This window comes from Paenibacillus sp. FSL P2-0136 (assembly GCF_037975325.1).
Lineage (GTDB): Bacteria > Bacillota > Bacilli > Paenibacillales > Paenibacillaceae > Paenibacillus_AQ > Paenibacillus_AQ silagei.
Genome location: NZ_CP150244.1, coordinates 5,553,792 through 5,577,268, shown reverse-complemented (window position 1 = coordinate 5,577,268; position 23,477 = coordinate 5,553,792). Strand labels below are relative to the sequence as shown.

Annotated in this window: 19 protein-coding genes and 1 other annotated feature; of the genes, 18 read left to right on the top strand and 1 reads right to left on the bottom strand. The window is 53.5% G+C overall.

Annotated features, from left to right (window positions below; genetic code table 11):
* The first annotated feature begins 451 nt into the window (after positions 1–451).
* From NYE26_RS23635 to NYE26_RS23625, 3 genes are all read left to right on the top strand, one after another.
* The gene (locus NYE26_RS23635; RefSeq protein WP_339250536.1) at positions 452–871 is read left to right on the top strand and encodes a hypothetical protein; all 420 of its coding nucleotides are present in this window, start codon (positions 452–454) and stop codon (positions 869–871) included.
* Positions 872–1,053: 182 nt separating this feature from the next.
* Complete coding sequence (locus NYE26_RS23630) at positions 1,054–1,605, top strand: hypothetical protein (protein ID WP_339250534.1); 552 nt, start codon at positions 1,054–1,056, stop codon at positions 1,603–1,605.
* Between the two features lie 194 nt (positions 1,606–1,799).
* Entirely contained in the window at positions 1,800–2,660 is an 861-nt protein-coding gene (locus tag NYE26_RS23625) for a neutral zinc metallopeptidase (RefSeq protein WP_339250532.1), read from the top strand.
* Between the two features lie 667 nt (positions 2,661–3,327).
* Here the strand turns inward: NYE26_RS23625 and NYE26_RS23620 are convergent.
* Complete coding sequence (locus tag NYE26_RS23620; protein WP_339250530.1) at positions 3,328–4,569, bottom strand: GGDEF domain-containing protein; 1,242 nt, start codon at positions 4,567–4,569, stop codon at positions 3,328–3,330.
* 195 nt (positions 4,570–4,764) lie between these two features.
* Here NYE26_RS23620 and NYE26_RS23615 point away from each other — a divergent pair, with 195 nt between their 5' ends.
* The 15 genes from NYE26_RS23615 (at position 4,765) to mreD (ending at position 23,468) form a co-directional block, all read left to right on the top strand.
* The gene (locus tag NYE26_RS23615) at positions 4,765–6,186 is read left to right on the top strand and encodes a glycosyltransferase family 4 protein (RefSeq protein WP_339250528.1); all 1,422 of its coding nucleotides are present in this window, start codon (positions 4,765–4,767) and stop codon (positions 6,184–6,186) included.
* A 135-nt stretch (positions 6,187–6,321) separates the two neighbouring features.
* On the top strand, positions 6,322–7,686 hold the full coding sequence (locus tag NYE26_RS23610; protein ID WP_339250526.1) for a LysM peptidoglycan-binding domain-containing protein: 1,365 nt from the start codon (positions 6,322–6,324) through the stop codon (positions 7,684–7,686).
* Positions 7,687–8,291: 605 nt separating this feature from the next.
* Entirely contained in the window at positions 8,292–8,954 is a 663-nt protein-coding gene (locus tag NYE26_RS23605; protein WP_339250524.1) for a stalk domain-containing protein, read from the top strand.
* A gap of 92 nt (positions 8,955–9,046) precedes the next feature.
* Positions 9,047–9,331 (top strand) — a binding site (T-box leader).
* A 159-nt stretch (positions 9,332–9,490) separates the two neighbouring features.
* Positions 9,491–12,127 (top strand): valine--tRNA ligase, encoded by a 2,637-nt coding sequence (locus NYE26_RS23600; RefSeq protein ID WP_339257599.1) that lies wholly within the window; start codon positions 9,491–9,493, stop codon positions 12,125–12,127.
* A gap of 5 nt (positions 12,128–12,132) precedes the next feature.
* Positions 12,133–13,509 (top strand): folylpolyglutamate synthase/dihydrofolate synthase family protein, encoded by a 1,377-nt coding sequence (locus NYE26_RS23595; RefSeq protein ID WP_339250522.1) that lies wholly within the window; start codon positions 12,133–12,135, stop codon positions 13,507–13,509.
* Between the two features lie 7 nt (positions 13,510–13,516).
* Positions 13,517–14,893, top strand: a complete 1,377-nt coding sequence (gene murC / locus NYE26_RS23590) for a UDP-N-acetylmuramate--L-alanine ligase (RefSeq protein ID WP_036725920.1) — start codon at positions 13,517–13,519, stop codon at positions 14,891–14,893.
* Positions 14,894–15,121: 228 nt separating this feature from the next.
* Positions 15,122–16,303 (top strand): glycosyltransferase family 4 protein, encoded by a 1,182-nt coding sequence (locus tag NYE26_RS23585; protein WP_339250519.1) that lies wholly within the window; start codon positions 15,122–15,124, stop codon positions 16,301–16,303.
* Between the two features lie 175 nt (positions 16,304–16,478).
* On the top strand, positions 16,479–17,666 hold the full coding sequence (locus NYE26_RS23580) for a glycosyltransferase (protein ID WP_339250517.1): 1,188 nt from the start codon (positions 16,479–16,481) through the stop codon (positions 17,664–17,666).
* 76 nt (positions 17,667–17,742) lie between these two features.
* Positions 17,743–19,098 carry an SPOR domain-containing protein gene (locus NYE26_RS23575; protein ID WP_339250515.1) on the top strand — a complete coding sequence of 452 codons (1,356 nt, stop codon included), beginning with the start codon at positions 17,743–17,745 and terminating at the stop codon, positions 19,096–19,098.
* A gap of 227 nt (positions 19,099–19,325) precedes the next feature.
* Positions 19,326–19,571 carry a DUF4321 domain-containing protein gene (locus tag NYE26_RS23570; protein WP_036698966.1) on the top strand — a complete coding sequence of 82 codons (246 nt, stop codon included), beginning with the start codon at positions 19,326–19,328 and terminating at the stop codon, positions 19,569–19,571.
* 37 nt (positions 19,572–19,608) lie between these two features.
* Entirely contained in the window at positions 19,609–20,211 is a 603-nt protein-coding gene (locus NYE26_RS23565; protein ID WP_209877001.1) for a Maf family protein, read from the top strand.
* 26 nt (positions 20,212–20,237) lie between these two features.
* Positions 20,238–20,927: a DNA repair protein RadC gene (gene radC, locus NYE26_RS23560; RefSeq protein ID WP_036725914.1), complete on the top strand. Its 690-nt coding sequence runs from the start codon at positions 20,238–20,240 to the stop codon at positions 20,925–20,927.
* A 39-nt stretch (positions 20,928–20,966) separates the two neighbouring features.
* Entirely contained in the window at positions 20,967–22,001 is a 1,035-nt protein-coding gene (locus NYE26_RS23555) for a rod shape-determining protein (protein ID WP_036725912.1), read from the top strand.
* A gap of 67 nt (positions 22,002–22,068) precedes the next feature.
* On the top strand, positions 22,069–22,938 hold the full coding sequence (mreC, locus tag NYE26_RS23550) for a rod shape-determining protein MreC (RefSeq protein ID WP_339250510.1): 870 nt from the start codon (positions 22,069–22,071) through the stop codon (positions 22,936–22,938).
* Positions 22,938–23,468, top strand: coding sequence for a rod shape-determining protein MreD (gene mreD, locus NYE26_RS23545; RefSeq protein ID WP_081751172.1), 531 nt, complete (start codon positions 22,938–22,940; stop codon positions 23,466–23,468). Before mreC ends, mreD begins: the two co-directional genes overlap by 1 nt.
* Positions 23,469–23,477 lie beyond the last annotated feature (9 nt).

Genomic DNA, 23,477 nt, shown 5'->3' with positions numbered 1-23,477 from the left:
AGGAGTAGGCCATTACCTAATCGGCTCCGTGAAGGTAAGTAACTCAATAGATGCCATGCCCAGCCGGGCCGCATTTCTCTGATATCTGGAGGATTGCTGCCCGGCTTTTTAGTTGTTGTTCAGTGCGACCTCCCCCAGCCGAAACATCGAACAAGAAGTGGATTTATGTTATTTAATTTACGCACTATTACTCTCCAGGGAACGTTAAGTGGATTTAGGGCATCTAATTTCCTCAATATGTCCTATATGTTTATTTTCAGGTTATATAAGTGTTGTTGTTCCAACTGTTGCCGGATATTCGTAGATTTACTGGTGAACAGTTGCCCTTTTTCCACTTATTTCATTGTAGCCACCAGTTAGCCCACGTGTCCTCTGATACATTTCCGCGCTCAAGCCCGTCTTACTAATATGAGGAGATGATCTGGCTGTGAGATTGAGATGGAATCGCAGAGTGTTAGGAATCTTAGCCTTCTCGACCCTGGTGATTGCCGCCGGAATAATGGCGGTTGTGCAACTGAACAACAACTACGGTGTACTGGGTCTGGTTGCCCAGCTTCAGAGCTTCCGGGTGACGGTGGACAATCAATCGGACTTTGAGCTGAGTATTCTGGAGACGGGAGTGGTAACCGGCGCATCAGCGGAGGCCTCAGTAGACGAAGTTGGCAAGATACTCAAAAGCGGAAAAACAGTAAAAATTAAGCCCCGGCTTAGCTTAAGCGGTGAAGGCGGAGTTTATCTGAAGTATTCGGACCCGAGAGAACCGGACGTTCCCAAAACCATCGGAGTATGCTCCTACACCGAAACTTTATCCGGATATTCCAAGGTCATAATCACGAATGACAAGGTGACGGTTAAAGAGAAGTGCAGCTAATCTATGGAGGCTGACTGCTATTTTGGCAGCTTGGTCTCCAAATATCCCCTTTAATTTCCCTCTGCGCATTTACAATCCAGATATTTGCAGATTTCCAGTAACATTTGTAACTGACGGGCTTCCAATATATTGATAAAAATATTATGTAAGCGCAGTCTATTTGATGAACTGGGGGAATATTTGTGAAAAAAGTTACTAAGTTAATGCTCGTGGCCGGCATCTCGTTGGCACTTGTCGGGGTAGGGAACAGCGGCGCTCTGAACAATGTCACTTCGGCAGCGAGTGCACCGCTTAAGGTGGGCCGGGTGGAAGCGGCTGCCCATGGCATCAAATGCTTCACCGTAGCGGTTGCTGTAGTCCAGAATGGCGTAATCGTTGCGGCTTCGCTGGATGATTATCAGTTCCTGGGTAGCGATGTAGCTACTGGCGTACCGAACTCGGACAAGGACTTCGGCAAGAATTACAAAGATCCGAATATGGTGCTGGCCTCCAAGAAGACCAACGCCAAATATTACAGCGAGCACATGACGGAAGAAGCCAAATCGACAGTAGCCTATGACAAGAACCTGGCGGCTATCGAGAAATTCGCAACAGGCAAAACTATAAAATCCCTTGAAGCTACACTGACTAACAAAAGCAAAGAGCAAGTTGTTGACGCTGTAAGCGGTGCAACTCTGGTGGATACTCAAGGTTACCTGAAGGCCATTCTAAGTGCGGCCAAAGCTGCAAAATAAACAGCTGTTCCATCATTTAAACGATGTTAACCCCTTCATGGCTGCGGCTGTGGAGGGGTTTTGCTATGCTGTTTCCATTTGTCGACAGACCGGCTCCGCTGTTAAAGAGAGTGGCACCCCTGCAATTATGGGTATAACAGTAATAAGTACAAATACATCAGCATGCGCGAGTATTCATAACTGGGGGGAAGGCCATGAAATGGCAGGGTAGAAGAGGCAGTTCTAATGTGGAAGACCGCAGAGGCCGCGGCGGCGGAGGCGGGGGCAAGCTGATTGGCGGCGGAATCAGCGGGATTGTGATTATAGTAATTGTTACGCTGCTGAGCGGCGGGAACATCGGCGATATTATGGGGAATCTGACCTCAACCGGTTCGGGCACAAACTCAAGCGTCCCCTATGAACAGAGCGCCCAGGAGAAGGAGCTGTCCGAGTTCGTGTCCGTGGTGCTGGCCGATACCGAGGATGTCTGGTCCGATATCTTCAAGGAGCAGGGAATGACTTACCAGGACCCGACGCTAGTGCTCTACAGCGGCAGCGTGAATTCTGCCTGCGGCACCGCAAGCTCCGCCGTCGGACCGTTCTATTGTCCGGGGGATGCCAAGCTGTATATCGATCTCAGCTTCTACGATGAGCTGAAGCAGCAGTTCAATGCGCCGGGCGACTTCGCCATGGCGTATGTGATTGCCCACGAGGTGGGTCATCATGTGCAGACCCTGCTGGGCGCTTCCGAGCAGCTGAATTCGCTGCGCCAGCGCCTCAGCGAGACCGAATTCAACAAATATCAGGTCCGCTTCGAGCTGCAGGCCGATTATTATGCCGGGGTATGGGCCCATCATGTTCAGGGCCAGAATCTGCTGGAGGAAGGAGATTTGGATGAGGCGCTGACCGCGGCGAGCGCAGTCGGGGATGATACGATCCAGAAGCGATCCCAAGGGTATGTGGTGCCCGACAGCTTCACACACGGAACCTCCGAACAACGCAAGCGCTGGTTCTACAAGGGTTTTAACTCCGGCACGATTGCCGGTGGAGATACCTTTAAGGCTGCTGAACTGTAGCCGCCGGCATTCCAAAATAGGGACACTAAGAGCCGCCCATCCGCTTGACGGAGAGCGGCTCTTGTTCTTATTAGGGACATTATTATGAGGAGCCGTTTCTGCTCCGCCGGGGAAGCTGGAATGTATGCTAAAAACAGCATACATTGTGCTCCCGCGCAGGCACACGGACCAAATGTATGCCAAAAACAGCATACATTGTGCTGCCGCGCAGGTGCACGGGCCGAATGTATGCCAAAAACAGCATACAATGTGCTCCCGCACAGGCGCACGGGCTAAATGTATGCCAAAAACAGCATACATTGTGCTCCCGCGCAGGCGCACGGACCAAATGTATGCCAAAAACAACATACATTGTGCTCCCGCGCAGGCGCACGGGCTAAATGTATGCCAAAAACAGCATATAATGTGCTGCCGCGCAGGCGCACGGACCAAATGTATGCCAAAAACAGCATACAATGTGCTTCCCGCGCAGGCGCACGGGCTAAATGTATGCCAAAAACAGCATACAAAGTGCTGCCGCGCAGGCGCCCGGACCGAATGTATGCCAAAAACAGCATACAATGTGCTCCCGCGCAGGCGCACGGATCAAATGTATGCCAAAAACAGCATACATTTGGCGGGTTCTGCCCGTCCCTCCTACGCAGTCCCCCTGGGAGGGAACATGTGCTTACGGCTGCACATCATTCCGGTAAGACAGACGGTTGCGGCCAAGCTTCTTGGACTCCAGCAGGAGCTGGTCGGCGTAGACATACCCTTTTTCCATAGAGGTCTTCTGATCCGGGTCTGCCTTATAGTAAAAGAGTCCGAAGGATGCCGAATAGGGCACGCGTATGATCTGCTCCTCGAATTCTGCACTTACGGTGTGACCGTGAAGGCTGTCCAGAATCTCCTGAATCTGCGTTCTGCACTCCTCGAAGGTCTTGCCCCTTAGGAAGAGCGTGAACTCTTCCCCGCCGCTGCGGAACAGAACATCCTGTTCCTGCAGATGCTTCTGCAGCGTCTTGGCAAAATGAACAATGACCCGGTCACCAACGGCGTGGTTGTAGCTGTCATTGATTTTTTTGAACCGGTCGATATCCGCCACTACAATCCCGATGTACTCCCCGCCCTGGTTCAGCTCCTTCATCATCTTGTCCATATGCGCCCGGTTATAGGTTCCGGTCAGGAAGTCGCGGTAAGCCATCTGCTCGAATTTGTCGCGTTCATACTTGTGCTGGGCACTCTGCGACTTGGAATAGAACGAGATACTGACTACATAGTTGAGCAGGAACAGGGCGATCAGCATCTCCCATTTCTCCATTTGCAGCAGCCGCAGCAGCAGAGCATTACTAAGAGCCACCTTGCTGAAATCCAGCAGATTCCGGCTTCGGAACAGTAGGTTCCTCGCTTCCCGGCGTGTCTTGATATCTCCCGACAAGGCAAAGGTCAGCACCAGGAAGGTGGAGGACAGCAGGGTGGTAACGCAGACCACGAGCAGGAACAACAGCCAGTATCCGAGAGGAAGCTTGTCCGCCAGGGGAGAGAGCGCCGTATACAGATAGTACGCAGCAGAGCCGCCCAGTGTGAACGAACCGATATTGTAGAAGGTATCCAGGAACTCTCCGGGATCGGCGGTTTTTGTTTTCTTTTTATAGAAATATACGATGAACCGGTATACAGTCTCGAACAGGAGCGTGCCGAGCGGACCGGCAAAAATCCCGAAGGAGGAGGTATAGCTGATGGCATAATCGATTGTTGAGTTCCCGCTCCGGGTCACAATCCGCAATTGAAAGTAGATGCTGGAGAAGATAGTGTATAGCAGTAATGCTTTTATATAGGTAGCGTCCAGGACTACAGCATGCGCGGGAATGAAGGCTATAGCCAGGGATGCGACAAATAGAAAAAGGTCAAATACCCTCGCTTTTGACATGTCGGAAATTTCCTTTCAGGATTTATACCGATTATACCCGAAAAGATGATTCTTGATTAAAAGATATTTTTGAAATTTGCAGGGAATGATCATATATCCCTTTCCGCCTGCCCGCAGCCTACATATACTATTCTGATTAGGGTGGAGCAGACTGCTCCTGTACCTAAATACATCTATAGCCGGGGAGAGGAATGCATGAAGATATTGCTGGTCACCTACTGGGGCCTCACCAATATGGGCGGAATTTGGACGTATATGAAGCAGCTGGCCGACAAGCTGGGCGAGCAGGGCCATTCCGTTACACTGATGGGCAGCCATGTGGAGAACAATACATTGTATTTGCTCAACCGGACGGAGTCTTTTGATAAAAAAGCCTTCTATTCGCTGCTGCTGCCCCAGCTTGATATCGGCCGGTTCCCCTCGCTGCATCTGGAGCATGGCATCTTCAGCTTTGAGCTGGGGCGTTACGTATTCGAGGGCGGCGCCGCTGTGCTGGGGCTGGAGGAATATGATGTCATTCATGCCCAGGACCCTATAGCCACATATGCACTGCGGCGGATCATGCGCCGTCCTGTTCCGCTGGTCGCAAGTGTTCATGGGGCATTGACCAAGGAGACCTACTATGAGTACAAAGGACTTGAGCCCGGACTGACCCGGGAGGCCTATGAGCAGCGGCCGATCTGGAGCTACTTCCGTAGGCTTGAGACACTGGGTGCCCAGGCGGCTGACCAGATTCTGGTCTCTTCGGAGTGGATCGGACAGCTTACGCAGAGCCTGGGGGTCAGCCCGGACCGTATTCATACCTTGCCGTACGGGTTGGACCTGCATCAATATGCAGCCAGGGCCGCAGAGACGCCGCCGCTTCAATTTGCAGAAGGAATCCCTGTAATCATGTATGCCGGACGTCTTGAATATATTAAAGGCGTCCATGTGCTGATAGAGGCGCTAGGCATTCTGGAGCAGCGCTGTCAGCGGTGGATCTGTGCGGTGGCCGGAATCGGCAGCCTCCTGGAGGAGCTCATGGAGCAGGCCCGCCTGCTGGGTATCGCCGGGAAGGTCCATTTCACCGGGAAATTGAACAATATTCCGGCTGCACTCCGGGCTGCCGACATCTATGTGCAGCCCTCACTCCAGGATACGCAGCCTTTCTCGGTTACAGAAGCGCAGCTTGCCGGGATCGCGCCGATTGTCGCCGGAACCGCAGGCATGCCGGAGATGGTCCGGCAGGGAGAGACGGGCTGGATTGTTCCTCCCGGAGATGCCGCTCAGCTCGCCCTGCAGATGGAGCAGCTGCTGGGGGATGAGGGACTGAGAAGACGCACCGGCCTCCAGGCTAAGCGCTGGGCAGAGCAGACCCGTTCGCTGGATGTCATGGCTGCGGGTACGCTGCATGTATACCAGAGAGCGGTCAATCTGCGGGCGGGCCGGCCGGGAATTCCGGATCACCTCCGGTTTGGGGAAGAACCGGGCGCGGGTGCGCTGCCGGCAGCTTTTCATCCGGCAGATGTGCTTAACGAGGGTGATCCGGGGAATCCGCTTGCCGTAACGATGCGTGTCAAGCTTCCGCAGCACTACTCTATTCCTGATGCACGTACGGCCCTTCCTCCCCTGGCATAGGCGCTGTCCGCAATTGAAGCGGCAAAGTTGTCATGCCTGCCTGATTGAAGCATATACATGAGGGGAGTAACATTTTGGGCTTATACTCTGGGCTTGTCTCAGGGATAGATTATGCCAAGAAGGAGGACATTTCCCGTGTTTGACCAGTCCCATGGCTTGCGGTTTGATATTTATGAACGCATTCACCTTTCGGAAGAGCTTCCGGGAATAGCAGAGCTGGAGGAAGTCGAGCTGGTTCCCGACATCCAGGTCATCCAGCGGGAGGACCGGGCCGAGCTGCACGGACAACTGCTGCTCACCGGACTCTACCGGGGGGAGGATGACCTTACACAGCGTCTGGAGCATGCAATTCCTGTTGAAATCACTGTTCCGCTGACCCGGGTCAGCTCACTTGATGACATAGGGGTGGAGATCGAGAATTTCGATATTGATCTGCTGACGATGCGAACCGTCAACATTACCGGAGTGCTCTCGCTACGCGGAATCGGAAGTGCAGATGTACAGCCGGCCTGGCAGCAGGAGGAATACACGGTAGCGTATTCGCCGGAGGCAGGAGACAGCAGGGCGGCTGAGGAGATAATCCGCAATCCCGAGAATGATACCCTGTATGAGAATTCGCTCTGGACCTATGGCGAAGGGACTGCAGAGGGCTCTGCGGAAGATCAGAACTCCGCTGCTCCGGCTGAGGCAGCAGCTGAGCCGCTGTACGCGGAAGATACTTCTTACAGCCAGCCCGCGGCCTATCTCTCCACACCCCTGAAGGACAAGGAACCCAGAGTAAGGACCCATAGCCTGGATACGGCTTCTTCGGCAGGCAGCAAGCCGGCGGCTGATAAGGCCTCCGCTCACTTCCTCACCTCCAGAGAGAAGACGGCACCAGCGGCTGTGAACGGCTCGGTTCAGGAGGACACCACGCTTCAGACAGGCACCGCTGCCTTGAACACTGTGGATCATTGGGGCAATGCGAAGCTTCATGCCGTGTCGCAGCCGGAGCCGGTGTTTACCTCCGCTGCCAACGATGCTGCTGCGCTGTTTGAAGGGAACGAAGGAGGGGAGGCGGCAGAGGAGATCCAGGCCACAGACAATGAAGTCTTCCTGTCTGCGGAATCTTTGTCTCCCCAGGAGGAGAAGCAGGATCTCAAGGTTGCCCTTGGCAGCAAAAAAGAACCGGGAGCCGCCGAGCAGGAGCCGCTCACCTTCTCCTCGCTGCTCAGCGCAAGCCGCGCCAACAGAGAGCAGGAGGAGCTGCTCTCGGGCAATATAGACTCTGTAGCGCAGGCTGTTCCTGAGGCAGGCAATGATACAGCGTGGAAGAGCCGGTTCATCGGCGGGATGGGCGGGACAGAGCTGTTCCGCAAGGTACGGCTCTGCATCGTGCAGCGGGAAGAGACGCTGGATACCATAGCCGAGAAATACCAGCTAAGCACCCGGGAGCTGACTATGTATAACCGGCTGTCCGGTCAGATTGTAGAAGAGGGACAGGTATTATACATTCCTTGAGATTGACGCTGTGCGGAGAATTCAGGCTTAACAGGAACAGCCCTTGCCTTACGGATGGGGCTGTTCCTGTTTCTTTGTTGTATAGGAAATTATGATTCTCTTCTGTTGTAGATAAGTGTTTTTTACTTGTGCCCTGAATGTATGCGGAAAACAGCATACATTTGCTGGCGCGCGGGCATGTGCCCCGAATGTATGCGGAAAACAGCATACATTGTGCTGGCACGCAGGCATATGGCCCGAATGTATGCGGAAAACAGCATACATTGTGCTGGCGCGCAGGCATATGTCCCGAATGTATGCGGAAAACAGCATACATTTGCTGGCGCGCAGGCATATGTCCCGAATGTATGCGGAAAACAGCATACATTTGCTGGCACGCAGGCATATGTCCCGAATGTATGCGGAAAACAGCATACATTTTGCTGGCGCGCAGGTAAGCCGTTTCCACTTCCCAAGCGTTTTTTATTATGCGGCCTGTATATACGATCTCCGCTTCTGGTTTACAAACCGTTCAGCCGGGGGTAATAGTCACTACCGGCCTACATACATTACACATTCAGGCAGCTATGCGCTGGTACACTACTTCTGGAAGGATGATATATCACATGAAGAGAAAAGTGGCAGCCACTGCGGCCGCACTAAGCTTGACGCTCACAGTCTCGGCCGGTGTCTACGCCGCCAGTAATCTGCAGGAGATCAAGGCGCTCCTGAACAACAAAATCGGGATCGTCGTGAACGGCCAGGCGTACACGCCCAAAGACGGCAACGGCAAAACCCTCGCCCCGATTACCTATAACGGCATCACTTATCTGCCTGTACGCTCCATCGGCGAAGCGCTGAACACTGCTGTTACTTACGATGCTTCAACCAGCCGGGTCATCATCGGTGATGCTGCAGCTCCGGCTGTCTCCTCCGGCGGCTCGTCCACTGGAACACCAGCAGATTCTGTGAAGCGGCCGAAGAGCCTGCCGGCGGATTTCCCGCTTCCGGCGGACGCGAAGATATTTGATCTGATCGAAGGCTCGGCGACCGGTAAGCCGTCCGCAACCTTCAGCTACCGTACGAAGCAGAGCCTGGAGACGCTCGGCAATACGTACAAGGACTATTTTGTGCAAAAAGGAGCTACCTCCAAGTCTGAGGAAGTCTCCGCCTCAGCCTTCTCGATTATTGATGCCGGAAGCACATTCTCTGTTACGCTGGATGGCGCTCCCGGAACGGGCAGCCATCAGGGCTTCAATGTGGTTCAAGTGATCTGGAGCGGGGAGTAGGCATCAATGTACGTCTGCTGCGCGCCCTTTGTGTATATGCTGGTTGACTAGGGATAACACTGAATGTATTATTGAACTAAGTAATAACTAGCATAAAGACTGGGAACGGGAAGAGTAGGCGGTCAGCCCTTCAGAGAGCGGGATTATCATTGGTGTGAATTCCCGCAGGATGCAGCCCCCGAAGTCGCCCCGGAGTTGCCCTTCTGAGCTTGTCTTCATCATGAAGACGGGTTAGGATGCGGCCGGTTGCAGCCGTTACCCTGCATGAGTGTCGCGCTAAGCTTCAGGAACCTGTAAGGGAACTTAAGGCAGTGGTTTATTTTTTATTGGCGCGAAACAAAGGTGGTACCGCGAAAGAATGGCCTTTCGTCCTTTGAGACGAAGGGCCTTTTTGTATTCTCAGAAACCGCTAGCTACTCAATACATTTAACAGTGGAGGGTTCACAATGGCTGATAACAACAATGCGGCAGCAGAGCTGCCGAACCAGCAGGAAGCGGCAGAAGCTACCGCTTCAGCTAATCACAAGCAGAGCGACATGCCGACTACATATGATCCGGGAGCGGCAGAGAAGAAATGGTATGCGTACTGGATGGAGAAGGGCTTCTTCGAAGCCGGCAAGCGGCCGGATGCAGAGCCTTACAGCATCGTGATTCCGCCGCCGAATGTAACAGGAATGCTGCATATCGGACATGCGCTGGATTTCACGCTTCAGGATGTGCTGATCCGCACCAAGCGGATGCAGGGATATGATACCCTGTGGCTGCCGGGTACGGACCATGCAGGGATTGCTACACAGACCAAGGTAGAGCAGAAGCTGCGCCAGCAGGGAATCTCCCGCCATGATCTGGGACGCGAGAAGTTCCTGGAGCAGGTGTGGGCCTGGAAAGACCAGTATGCAGAGACTATTCATGACCAGTGGGCCAAGATGGGCCTGTCCCTCGATTACTCCCGCGAACGCTTTACCTTTGATGATGGAATGAAGAAGGCGGTAAGCAAGGTATTTGTGGAGCTGTACCAGAAGGGCCTGATCTATCGCGGCAAGCGGATTATTAACTGGGACCCGGCTGCCCGTACAGCGCTGTCAGATATCGAGGTTGAATACAAGGAAGTGAACGGGCATCTGTACCATCTGCGTTATCCGCTGAAGGATGGCAGCGGCCATATCACGGTGGCTACCACGCGGCCCGAGACGATGCTGGGCGATACAGCGGTAGCGGTACATCCGGAGGATGAGCGCTATAAGGATCTGATCGGTAAGACGCTGATTCTGCCGATTACCTTACGTGAGATTCCGGTTATTGCCGATGAATACGTAGATAAGGATTTCGGCAGCGGTGCAGTTAAGATTACACCGGCGCATGATCCGAACGACTTCGAGATGGGAGTCCGCCATAACCTTCCGCAGATCAACGTAATGGATGAAGGCGGAGTGATGAATGAGGAAGCGGGCGCTTACCAGGGAATGGACCGCAGCGACTGCCGTAAGGCCATCGTAGCCGACCTGAAGGAGCAAGGCGTGCTGATCTCCATTGAGGATCATGTACACCAGGTTGGGCACAGTGAGCGTTCCGGGGCCGTAGTAGAGCCTTATCTGTCCACCCAGTGGTTCGTCAAAATGCAGCCGCTGGCAGAAGCAGCCATCGCTGCACAGAAGGACGGTGACGGGGTCCATTTCGTGCCGGACCGCTTCGAGAAGACGTACCTGAACTGGATCGAGAATGTCCGCGACTGGTGTATCTCCCGCCAACTGTGGTGGGGCCACCGTATTCCGGCCTGGTACTCTGAATCCACCGGGGAGCTTGTAGTTGCACATGATGAAGAAGAAGCACGCCGCATCAGCGGGCTGTCCGACCTGAAGCAGGATGAGGATGTTCTGGATACCTGGTTCAGCTCGAACCTCTGGCCGTTCGCTACCTTAGGCTGGCCTGATCAGGACAGCAGCGACTATCAGCGTTACTATCCGAACAATGTACTGGTTACCGGCTACGATATCATCTACTTCTGGGTAGCGCGCATGATTTTCTCAGCCATGGAATTCACTGGCCAGAAGCCGTTCTCCGATGTGCTGATGCACGGACTCGTACGCGATGCCGAAGGACGCAAGATGTCCAAGTCTCTGGGCAACGGTATTGATCCGCTGGATGTTATCGAGCAGTACGGCGCTGACGCCATGCGCTATATGATTACTACCGGCAGTACAGCGGGCCAGGATCTGCGGTTCCGTATGGAAAAGGTAGAGCAGGCGCGTAATTTTGCCAACAAGATCTGGAATGCCTCCCGGTTCGCGCTGATGAATCTGGAAGGCGTAGCCTTTGAAGATATTGACATTACAGGTGAGCTTGGCACAGCGGACCGCTGGATTCTGCACCGCCTGAACGAAACTTCCCGCGATATTACGCGTCTAATTGACTCGTACGAGTTCGGCGAGACCGGACGCCTGCTCTACAACTTCATCTGGGATGATCTGTGTGACTGGTATATTGAATTCGCCAAGCTCTCGTTATACGGAGCGGACGCAGCTGCCAAGGCCAAGACTCAGTCTGTTCTGGCTTACGTGCTGGACCGCACACTGCGGCTGATTCACCCGTTCATGCCGTTCATTACGGAGGAGATCTGGCAGCATCTGCCGCATCAGGGCGAATCCATCACCTTGGCCGAGTGGCCGAAGTACGATGCGGCGCTTGAGAATCCGCAGGCAGTATCAGAGATGAACCTGCTGATGGATATTATCCGGGCCGTTCGCGGTATCCGTGCGGAAGTGAATGCGCCAATGAGCAAGAAGGTCGAGCTGATTATCAAGGCCGGCAGCCAGGACACCCTGGACATTATTTCCCGCAACGACAATTACATCGGGCGCTTCTGCAACACCTCTTCCTTCGAAGCAGGCCTTGCGCCGCAGACGCCGGATAAAATGATGTCCGCCGTGGTTACCGGAGCGGAGCTGCTTCTGCCGCTGTCCGGTCTGATTGATATCGATCAGGAGATTATTCGTCTCGAAAAAGAAGTTCAGACCCTGAACAGCGAAGTGGAGCGTGTGGAGAAGAAGCTCAGTAATCAGGGCTTTGTGGCCAAAGCTCCGGTGAAAGTCATCGAAGAGGAACGGGCGAAGCAGGCGGATTATTCCGACAGACGCGAGAAGGTGCTGGCCCGTATTGCAGAACTGAGAGGATAACAGACATGGAAGAGATCACCCGGAGCGGCGCTGCCACTCCCTTAAGTTCTTATACAGAAGCCGTAGACTGGATCAACAGCCTGATTCCTTTTGGAATCCGGCCGGGTCTGGAGCGGATAGAGCTGCTAATGGAGAAGCTCGGACATCCGCACCGGAAGCTTAAGTTCATTCATGTGGCGGGGACCAACGGCAAGGGCTCGACCTGCGCCTTTTTGACCTCGGCCCTTATTCAGAGCGGATATTCGGTGGGGACCTTCACCTCTCCTTATATCACGAAGTTCACGAACCGGTTCCAGTACAACGGGACGGATATTCCTGAGGAGACGCTGCTTGCGCTTGCCAATCAGCTGCGTCCGCTGGTCCAGGAGATTGCGGGCACTGAGCTAGGCTCACCGACCATGTTCGAGGTGGCGACGGCGCTCGCGATTCTCTATTACGGCGAAGTCTGTTATCCCGATGTAGTCGTATGGGAGACGGGGCTTGGGGGAAGGCTGGATGTAACGAATATCGTTACTCCGGTTGTGTCGGTCATTACCAATGTGGGACATGACCATACCGATGTGCTGGGAGATACGCTTACGCTGATTGCCGGCGAGAAAGCCGGGATTATTAAGCCGGGCGTTCCTGTAGTCAGCTGTGTAAGCCAGCCCGAGGCTGTAGCTGTATTGAAGGCCAAGGCGGCGGCTACCCGCTCGACACTCTATTTAGCGGGAGAAGATTTCAGCTATAGTAATGTTGAGCAGAGAGACGGCTGCCAGCACTTTACCTTCAATGGGCCATTCCGCGGGCTTGAGCTGGATATTGCTATGAAAGGCGAGCACCAGCTGGAGAATGCGGCCGGGGCCATGATGACGCTTGAGGTGCTGCGGCAGTATATGGCCTTCATGCTGGAGGACGAGGATGTGCTGGAGGGCTTCCGGGGCACATTCTGGGCCGGAAGACTGGAGGAAGTGAGCGTCTCGCCCAGAATTATTCTGGACGGCGCGCACAATCCGGAAGGGGCTGAGAGCCTTGCGAAGAGCCTTCCGCAGTTCCAGCCTTACGGTAAATTAAATTTGCTCATGGGGATGCTGGCAAATAAGCATCACGAGTCGTATCTCAAGCATATACTGCCTATAGTGGATACGCTCATCCTGACCGAACCGGATTTCCGTAAGAAAATGGACGCGGAAGATCTGCAGGCGATCGCAGAAAGTCTGCGGAGTAAATATGCCAAGGAAAACTTGGAAATCATAGTAGAACGTAATTGGGGCCAAGCGCTGCTGAAGCTGCAGACGATCACAGCGGACGATGACCTTGCAGTTGTGTCCGGAACGCTGTATTTGATTTCTGATGTGCGCAGTACGCTTTTACGGCAACCCGATTCTGAAAAAGGCTGGTGACGAACTGTTGGATACTACTGAACGTGTGCATTTTATAGGGATCGGCGGCTATGGTATGAGCGCGATTGCCCGGGTGATGCTGGAGATGGGATATACAGTTACAGGCTCTGACGTAGCTGCCCAGGAGTTAACGGAGAAATTGATTGCCAAAGGTGCCAAGGTCTTCATCGGGCATACGGCGGAGCAGGTAAAAGGCGCGGATCTGGTCGTCTATTCCACGGCGCTTGCCGCGGATAATGTGGAATGGGTGGAAGCGGAGCGTTTGAAAATTCCGATTCTGCACCGCTCGCAGATGCTGGCCCGGCTGCTGAATGAACGCAAGGGCGTTGCGGTGGCAGGAGCGCACGGCAAGACTACCACCTCTTCCATGATTGCTCTGGTGATGGAAGACTGCGGCGTGGACCCTACCTACATTATCGGCGGGGAGATTATGAATGTCGGCACGAATGCCAAAGCGGGACAAGGGGAATTCGTCGTGGCAGAAGCCGATGAGAGTGACGGCTCGTTCCTGCAATACCATCCTTGGCTGGGAATCGTTACGAACATAGAAGCTGACCATCTGGAGAACTACGGCGGCGACTTCGGCAAGCTGAAGGATGCTTATGTTCAGTTCATGAATCAGCTGCGCGAGGACGGGACAGCTATCGTATGTGCGGATGATGAGAATCTGAAATCCCTGCTGCCTAAGGTAAAAGGTACAGTGATCAGCTATGGGATCGAATCAGAGACGGCTGATTATACAGCGACTGATATTGTTCTCGGCGACCGGCAGGTATCCTATACGATGAACCATGGAACTGAGGTGCTAGGCCGGATTGAGCTCTCTATTCCGGGACAATACAATCTGTATAACTCCATGGCGGCAGTGATTTCTTGTCTGAAATCGGGCATTGCCTTTGAAGCCATTGCGGCTGCGATTGTGAAGTTCCATGGCGCCAAACGGCGCTTCCAGGTGCTGGGCGAGGTTGACGAGATTCTCGTCATTGATGATTATGCGCATCATCCCACAGAGATTCAGGCTACGATCAGCGCCGCCAAGGCAACCGGCAAACGCATTATCGCCGTGTTCCAGCCGCAGCGCTACACGCGTACCTTCTTCCTGCTGGATGCGTTCAGCCGTGCGTTCAGCGAGGCGGACGAAGTGATTATTACCGATATCTACTCCCCTGCGGGTGAGAAGCAGATTGAGGGCGTCACCTCCGCCAAGCTGGTAGAGCTGATCGTACAGAACAGCAACGCCGGTGCGCGGCATCTGCCGACGAAGGAAGCTGTGCTGGCAGATCTGCAGAACCGGATCGCTCCCGGTGATCTGGTCATCACCATGGGTGCAGGCGATATCTGGAAGGTCGGTTATGCGCTGGCAGACAGCCTGAAGAACCGGTAAGATAGCATCGCATTGATTACAGAAACGGCTCTACATTCCTTTAATAGGGAGTGTAGGGCCGTTTTTTGCATACGAAGTTACTATATTCCCCATAGAATCGCAGGATTGAGCGCCAGCTCGGCAGCGGGGAAGGAACTGCGTGGTCAAGCACCCGAACTTGGGTAATAGATCCTAGATGTCCCGGGCAGTCCAGGGCGAATTGATCATTGGAGAGTAGGAGAAGAGGCCATGAAGGAATCGTTGCTATTCATTTCCGCAGAGAATCCATATCCGCAGGATAGCGGGGGCAAGCTGAGAACAGGCAATATTCTGAAGCTTCTGCTCGCCAAATATGAGGTAGAGCTTATCACCTATGCCAATCCCCGGAAGACAGGGATGCCGGAGGGACTTCCGTCACTTACAGTGCATGAAGTAGAGCGTACGGTCAGCTACCGCAGAGCGCTTCTCCGTTCCCTCTATACCTGGCGGAACTGCTCGTATATGAGCCATGTTGATGTGGACATGAAGGCCAAGATTATAGAGCTCTGCAGCCGGAATTCCTACGGTCATGTATTTATTTCGCACAGCCTGCTGGGCTGCTGCATCGACATTGTACAGCGCTGCTTGCCTGACATTGTGATCATTACCGATGCGCATAATTTCGAGAGCGGACTGTCTGCACAGCTGGCAGGCGGTAAAAAGGGGATCGCCAAGGCCTACTATTTCCTTAATGCTATATGGACGCGCAGGGATGAGCTGAAGCTGATGGACAAGACCCATCTGCTGCTGACTACTTCGGAAGAGGATGCTCTGGCCTTCAAGGCACTGGCTCCAAGCCGGTCGCAGAAGGTTCATGTCATTCCCAATTTCATACGCATGGAGGATTACCGGACCAAGACGTTGCTGTCCAAGGAGCAGTGGATTATTCTTCCGGGTAATATGAACTACTTCCCTAATATTAACGCAGCCCTCTACTTCTACCGTGAGGTATATCCTCTGGTTAAGGCGAGGGTACCGGACATTAAGTGGTATATTGTCGGACGGGATGTGCATCCGGAGGTAGCGGCACTGGCCTTGAAGGATTCCTCTATCGTCATCACCGGGTATGTGGACAGTGTGGCGGATTATATACGCAAGGCGCAGGTGGTCGTAGCTCCGCTCCTGGAAGGCAGCGGGACAAGGCTGAAAATTCTGGAAGCCTGGGCGCTGAGGACTCCTGTCGTATCCAGTTCCAAGGGGGCAGAAGGGCTGCTCTATGAGCATTCGCAGAATATTATGATTGCCGATGACCCGGTTTCCTTTGCCGATAGTGTGACACTGCTGCTTCAGGATCATGAAAGAGGAGTAGTGCTTGCGGACCGTGCATACGAGATTCTGCTGGCGAATTATGAGGCGCAAAGTGTCAAGGATAAGCTGCTTCGTCTGGTCTGAAGGGATGTGGAAGGTGAAAAAATTATTTTTCCCCATAAATCGACAACCTTCTCAGGGGGATTGCGTTACTATAGATCTACATCGAAAGTTTCACATTTCTGGGCTGGATGTCATCCGGCCTTTTTTGTTTCGTACATATTCATACACATTTACATAGAACCAAGGAGCTATAGCCATGAGAGAGAGAATGCTGTTCCTTTCTGCCCGTAATCACACACCGGGAGACCGGGAAGGAGACATCAGAACAGAGAATTTCCTTAATATGCTGCTGGAGCGGTTTGATATTGATCTGCTGGAGTATTGCTACCACCGCCGCGAGACGCAGATTCTGCGCAGTCCTGCCCTGACCGTGCATCAGGTGAAGCGGCCTGCGTCCACCCGCAGAAGCCTGCTGTTTCCGCTGAACAGGCTCCGCAAGGATGCCTCGATGATCGGCAATGACAAGTCGCTGCGGGCGGTAATAACCGAGATGTGCAGCCAGCATGCCTACAGCCATGTGTTTGTCTCATATGCCATGCTCGGCAATGGGCTGGATCTGGTCGCCTCGCTGCTTCCCGGGGCTGTTATCGTCACCGACGCCCGCCGTGCCGGTGGCATACGGGTGCAGAGCCGGGCGGCTGGCAAGCGGGGAATAAGTACAGGCTACCGCAAGCTGAATGATGCGCTGATCCGCCGCGAAGAGCGCCGGTTAATGAACAAGACCAGCCTGCTGCTGGCTGCTTCAGAAGATGAGGCGCTGTCCTTTAAGGCGCTATCCTTTGCCGATGCAGGCAAGGTGCATGTTGTTCCGCCGTACATTAATCTGAGTGCCCCCCCTTATGCAGCTGCGGGAGATACTGCCAAGGATAACTCCATCGTTCTGCACTGGAACATGTATTCCACTGACGGCAAGAATGCAGCGCTGCTGTTCTTCAAGAAGGTATATCCGCTGATTCGGGCGGCGGTGCCGGATATCCGCTGCTGCATTATTAGCAGAGAGGTGCACGCAGAGGTCGCAGCTGCCGTCCGGAAGGACTCTTCTATTTTAATTATTAGTGAAGCTATACAGACAGCCGATTATATCCGCAGGGCAAGAGCTGTGGTTGCCTCATGCTGCGAGGACTGCGGCGCTCAAAGCAGCATTCTGGAGGCCTGGGCCCTCCGCACGCCGGTGGTCAGCAGCCTGAAGGGCTCGGAGGAGCTGCTCTGCGAGCCGGGACGGAATATCCTGCTGGCAGGAACGACGGCTGACACTGCGGATCATCTGATCAGGCTGCTGACCACGCCGGAGCTTGGCTCCATTATTGCAGATCAGGCCTACCGGACACTGAGCAGGCATTATGCAGCAGACGGCGTGAAGGCGAAGCTGCTTAGTCTGGTGTAAATATATTAAAATAGCATATCTCTCTCGCATCTTTCATATCTTTCAGTATAGAACTGAAGATCGCGAGGTGAGGGTATTGAATAACGGAAGAATGACATTCCGCTTCGACGGGAACCAGGGAAGACAGCGGACAGAGACGGCAGAGCGCCGGGCAGTGAACGAAACCGGTGTGGTTCTGGAGAATAAGGACACTGACAAGGTGCAGCGCGGGGAAATTAAGCCATCCTCCTATTCCAAGGCTGATGAATATATTGTGGATCTGGAGAAGGTGGAGTTGCCCCGGCCTGTAGAGGCAGCTTACTTGAAGCCCCCGGGCTCCGGCCGCCGGAAACCGAAAGCTCCTGAGGATAACTATGATTTGGGGCTGTATTCTGTTGTCCGTCCTGCTTCTGCAAGGCATCTATGGGAACAGAGTGAAGATTCGGAGGATCAATCCTTCTATGGAGGGGTAGATGAAGAAGGTCTGCATTCAGCAGATGAGTACTACCCGCTGTATGAAGATAACCGTGAATCCGCTACAGACAGTCATGATCCATCCGGAGCTCAAGGGAATAGCTACGGCGGCTCTTATCATACCCGCCGTCCCTCGTATTGGTGGAAGTTCGCACTGTCCATCACTGGAGCGCTGGGAACGGGAATTCTGCTCGGATACGCAGCCCTGTCGTTCATCACAGGAGGGACGGGGGAGACTGCTAAAGCTCCCGGCAATGCAGCGGTTAAGACAGGGATTACTCAAGGGCAGAAGGCGGCAAACAGCGGTAACGCGTCAGACATTACGGGCGTGCCTCCTGAGCAGACGGGAGAAGCGGTGAGCACGCAGATTCCGGTTCAGGTTGCGCCGCAGAGCTATTATCTGCTGCAATATGGCGTCTTCAGTACACCGGCAGGAGCGGAGCAGGCCCGGCAGGAGCTGCTGACCGCCGGCCTTGCCGCAGGTCTTGACCCGGCAGACGGCAACCGTGTATACGCCGGATTGTCTCCTGACCGTGAGCAGGCCAAGCTGCTCAGCAATGGCCTTAAGGGGCAGGGCATCGAGCTGTACGTGAGAGAAGTGGCCCTGCCAGCGGTGAACCAGGTCCGCTATACCGGAACGGCGGCGGCGGTGGACAGCTACTTCAAGCTTAGCAGCCAGCTGTTAAGCGAGCTCAGCAGCTTGTCTGCTTCCCTGCTTGGCGGGGTGGACAGCGGGAACGCTGGCGGAGCGGTAAGCGATCTCCATATGCAGTGGACCCAGGCAGTCAAAACACTGGAGCCGGGCCTCACACCGGAAGGGCAGAGAATCGCTGACGGGCTGGAGAAATCCATGAGCCAGGGGATAGCCGCCCTGAACGAATACAATAAGAATAAGGCGGAGGGGCTGCTCTGGGAGGTGCAGGAGGCCATGATGAGCTTCCTGACCGGCCAGAAAAGCCTGTTGTCCGCCATGAGCTGACAGCTGAGGCCTACTTCACTGCTGACTATAGGCTAAATAAATGATCCCCCGTACCAGGCGTTTGCCCGGCGGGGGATTGCTGTATTTCCAGACGTAATCCTGCGGTGTGATAAGATCCGCAGGCTGCTTACGTGGTAAACATTCCCTGGATGGATTTTGAGTTTGTATTGCACTCCGTTTCACCGTATAATAATTAGGGTGTCAAAAAATGGCGAGGGAAGACTTGAATGAAGAAGAAAAATGTAGGAACACTGCTGTTATTTCTTATTCTGGGCTGGCTGGCCGGAGCCTGGATTGCCAAGCTGCTGGAACCTGTACAAGCTCTGTCTTTTCTTACAGCTTCGACTGTTCTCAAGTGGTCGCCGCAAGCCGATTTAGACATCATAACCTATGACATCACAATCCATTTGAAACTGTGCCTGCTCAGTCTTGCCGGGATTATTACAGCCGTGTGGCTGTACCGCAGGCTGTAGCCTTAGCTGGCAGCATCAAGAAGGGACGTTAGTTACAGTGGAGCATGACAATTCGCGGCATATTATTCTGGCCTCAGGTTCGCCGCGGCGGCGTGAGCTGTTAGCCTCGCTTGGCCTGCCCTTTGAGGTGCTGTCCAGCGATGCTGATGAGAGTACGCCGCCTGAATGGAGCCCTGAAGCTATTGTACGGAATCTGGCGCTGCGTAAGGCAGAAGCTGTGATTCCTGTTGCAGGAGACCGGGATGCCGTTATTATCGGCAGCGATACGATCGTTGTGCTTGACGAAATGGTGCTCGGCAAGCCGGCGGACGAGCAGGACAGCGCCAGAATGCTGGGCATGCTGCAAGGCCGGACGCATCAGGTATACACCGGGGTGGCCTGCATCGGTTCCGCAGAGGGACGTACCCTGGTAGATCATAGGGTAACCTCTGTAACTATGAGAGCAATGAGCGAAGAGGAAATCTCCGCTTACATAGCGACCGGGGAGCCTGCCGACAAAGCCGGCTCTTACGCGATACAAGGACTGGGCGCCACCCTGGTGGAAGAAATTGAAGGCTGCTATTTTAACGTGGTCGGTCTGCCGTTGTCACTGCTGAGCGGTATGTTGTCCGGGTTTGGCATTTCGGTGCTGAACCGGTAAGGGTAGCCGAAGAAAGAAGGTTAGGGATGGAGTCGCAATCATTTATGCTGCGTGACCTCCCCCATGAAGAACGACCACGAGAGCGCATGATGCATTATGGGGCGGAATCATTAAGTCAAGCGGAGCTTCTGGCTATCCTGCTGCGCACAGGTGCGCACCGTGAATCAGCCCTTCTTATCGCCCAGCGGCTCTTGAGCCATGCAGGCGGTCTCCGCGGACTGGCGGATCTGAGCATTGAAGAATTGACAACAATTAACGGCATCGGCCCTGCCAAGGCCGTGCAACTCAAAGCAGGCATAGAGCTGGGAAGACGTATGGCGAATTCCCGGCTTACCGAACCGGTCATTATCCGCAGTCCCCAGGACGCGGCGGAGATTCTGACTGAGCAGCTGCGTTATTTGCAGAAGGAGCATTTTATCTGTCTGTTCCTGAATACGAAGAATCATGTTATTGCGCAGGAAACATTGTCCATGGGTAGCCTTAATGCCTCCATTGTGCATCCCCGCGAGGTGTTCCGGGCAGCCATGAAATGCAGCAGCGCAGCAATTATATGCGCACATAATCATCCGAGCGGTGATCCTACACCAAGCCCTGAAGACATCTCACTGACTTCCAGGCTGATGCAGGCAGGCGAGATTGTCGGCATTGATGTGCTGGATCATCTGGTGATCGGAGACAGCAGCTACGTAAGTTTGAAAGAGAAAGGCTACATGTAATACAATTGTCTAGATTCACATGGAAAAGGAGCATACAAGATGTTAGGTGGTTTTACGAAAGACTTAGGAATTGACTTGGGGACAGCGAATACGCTTGTCTACGTGCGCGGTAAAGGAATTGTTGTCAGAGAGCCGTCCGTGGTTGCTATTAATACCGATACTAAGACGATAGAAGCAGTAGGGGAATCCGCCAAAAAAATGATCGGACGCACACCGGGCAACATCCGTGCCATCCGTCCAATGAAGGACGGGGTCATCGCTGATTTCGATACTACAGCAACTATGATCAAATATTTCATCCGCCAGGCCCAGAAGCAGCGCTCGATGTTCCAGCGCCATCCGAATGTCATGGTGTGTGTGCCCTCCGGAATTACAGCCGTTGAACAGCGTGCGGTAGAGGATGCTACGAAGCAGGCCGGAGCGCGGGAAGCTTACATTATCGAGGAGCCTTTTGCTGCTGCCATCGGTGCAGATCTTCCTGTATGGGAGCCAACCGGAAGTATGGTTGTAGATATCGGCGGCGGAACTACCGAGGTGGCGGTAATCTCACTCGGCGGTATTGTTACCAGCCGTTCTGTACGTGTGGCAGGGGATGATGCAGATGAGTCTATCATCCAATACATCAAGCGCCAGTATAACCTTATGATCGGTGAACGTACCTCCGAGCAGCTCAAGATGGATGTGGGCTCTGCCCTGCCGCTTGAGAAGGCTGAGACGATGGAGATCCGCGGACGCGATCTGGTAACCGGTCTGCCGAAGACGCTGACCATTACCTCCGATGAAATCTGTGAAGCTCTGTCCGATACTGTGAATGCAATTGTTGAAGCCGTGAAGGTTACGCTGGAGAAATGTCCGCCGGAGCTGGCTGCCGATATTATGGACCGCGGCATTGTGCTTACAGGCGGCGGCGCACTTCTGCGCAACCTGGACAAGCTGCTGGCGCGTGAGACCGGAATGCCGGTGATTGTAGCCGAGAATCCGCTGGACTGTGTTGCAATCGGCACAGGCAAGGCGCTGGAGAATATCCACTTATTCAAGAGCCGCAGCAGTTCGGGCCTCCGCTCCAAACGCTAGGATCATGCGGACTGTGAACGTCAACCCCTGAGGTTGGAGAAATACGGTTATTAGAGGGTGCTCGAGATTGTTCAAGCTGTTTAACAATAAACGACTGTTTATATTGCTGATTACACTGGTTACGTTTATCGTTCTGATGGGCTTCAGCCTGGGGCAGAGGAAGACCCTGTCCTGGCCGGAGAACTTCCTCAGAGATACGACCGGATTCGTGCAGAAATTGTTCTACAAGCCCGCTGGATACGTAGCGGGCTTCTTCCAAGATATCGGGACTCTGAATGAGCTGGCCGAAGAGAACAAGCAGCTTAAGATTCTGGCTGCGCAGTATGCCCGGGATAAGGCGCAGTTAAATTTTATTAAAGCTGAGAATGAGCGCTACCAAAAGGATCTTAAATTCACGGAAGCCCAAAAAAACATATATAATTATGAATATCTTATCTCTAATGTGGTCAGTGTAACGACAGAACCGGGCAATAATACACTTGTTATTGATCTAGGTGCAAAAGATGGCATCAGGCTGAATATGTCCGTAACTTCTATTGAGGGGCTTGTAGGAGTTGTAAGCAATGTGAGTAACTTCACCTCTACCGTGAAGCTGATGACGATGATGGATATCAACGACCCCAACTCACAGCCTCCTATAGCAGCAACCGCTGTTAACAAGGAAGGCAAAACCTTTGGAATGATTGAGAGCTATGACCAGCAGACCGGAATGCTGCTGATGAACAAAATCCCCGTAGGCGATCCGATTGCCAAGGATGATATCATTATCTCCTCTGGGATTGGCGGACGTTATCCGCGCGGTATGCCTATCGGCACGGTGGAAGAAGTGAAGATCGGACAGTTCGGATTAACCTCTACAGCGATTATCAAGCCGGCGGCAGAATTCCAGGACTGGAAGGAACTCTTCGTTGTCTATACGGAGGAGCGTGTAGAATAGTGAGGATGCGCAGACCTGTCCTGATACTTTTGTTATTCTTTTTATTTGTTCTGGAAGGCACAGTGCTTCCCTGGCTGATTCCTGACGGCTGGCAGATGCGGATTATTCCTAATCTCGTCTTCATCGTCATTCTGTTCGTAACGGTATACCATCACCGGCATACAGCACTTATTCTGGGCTTGTCGTTCGGAATGCTGCATGATGTGGTCTTCTATGGCCGCATACTGGGTGCTCATTCCTTCGCTATGGGTTTATCTGCGTACCTGATCGGGCTGATATTCCAGATTCCCCGTGCTCCGCTGCCGCTCATGATGACAGTGGTGCTGCTGGGCAGTTTGCTGGAAGACAGTATTCTTTTTGCTATCTATAATGTGTTTAATCTAAGCCAGGAGCCATATAATTGGGCACTCTTGCATCATATGCTGCCTACCATGCTCATTCATTTTGCTGCAGGCCTGCTTCTCTACGTTCCGCTCCGGCGCCAGCTGGAGCTGCTGAAGAAAGAGACTATCGATGAGGAGGCTGCCTAAGCTGCAGCA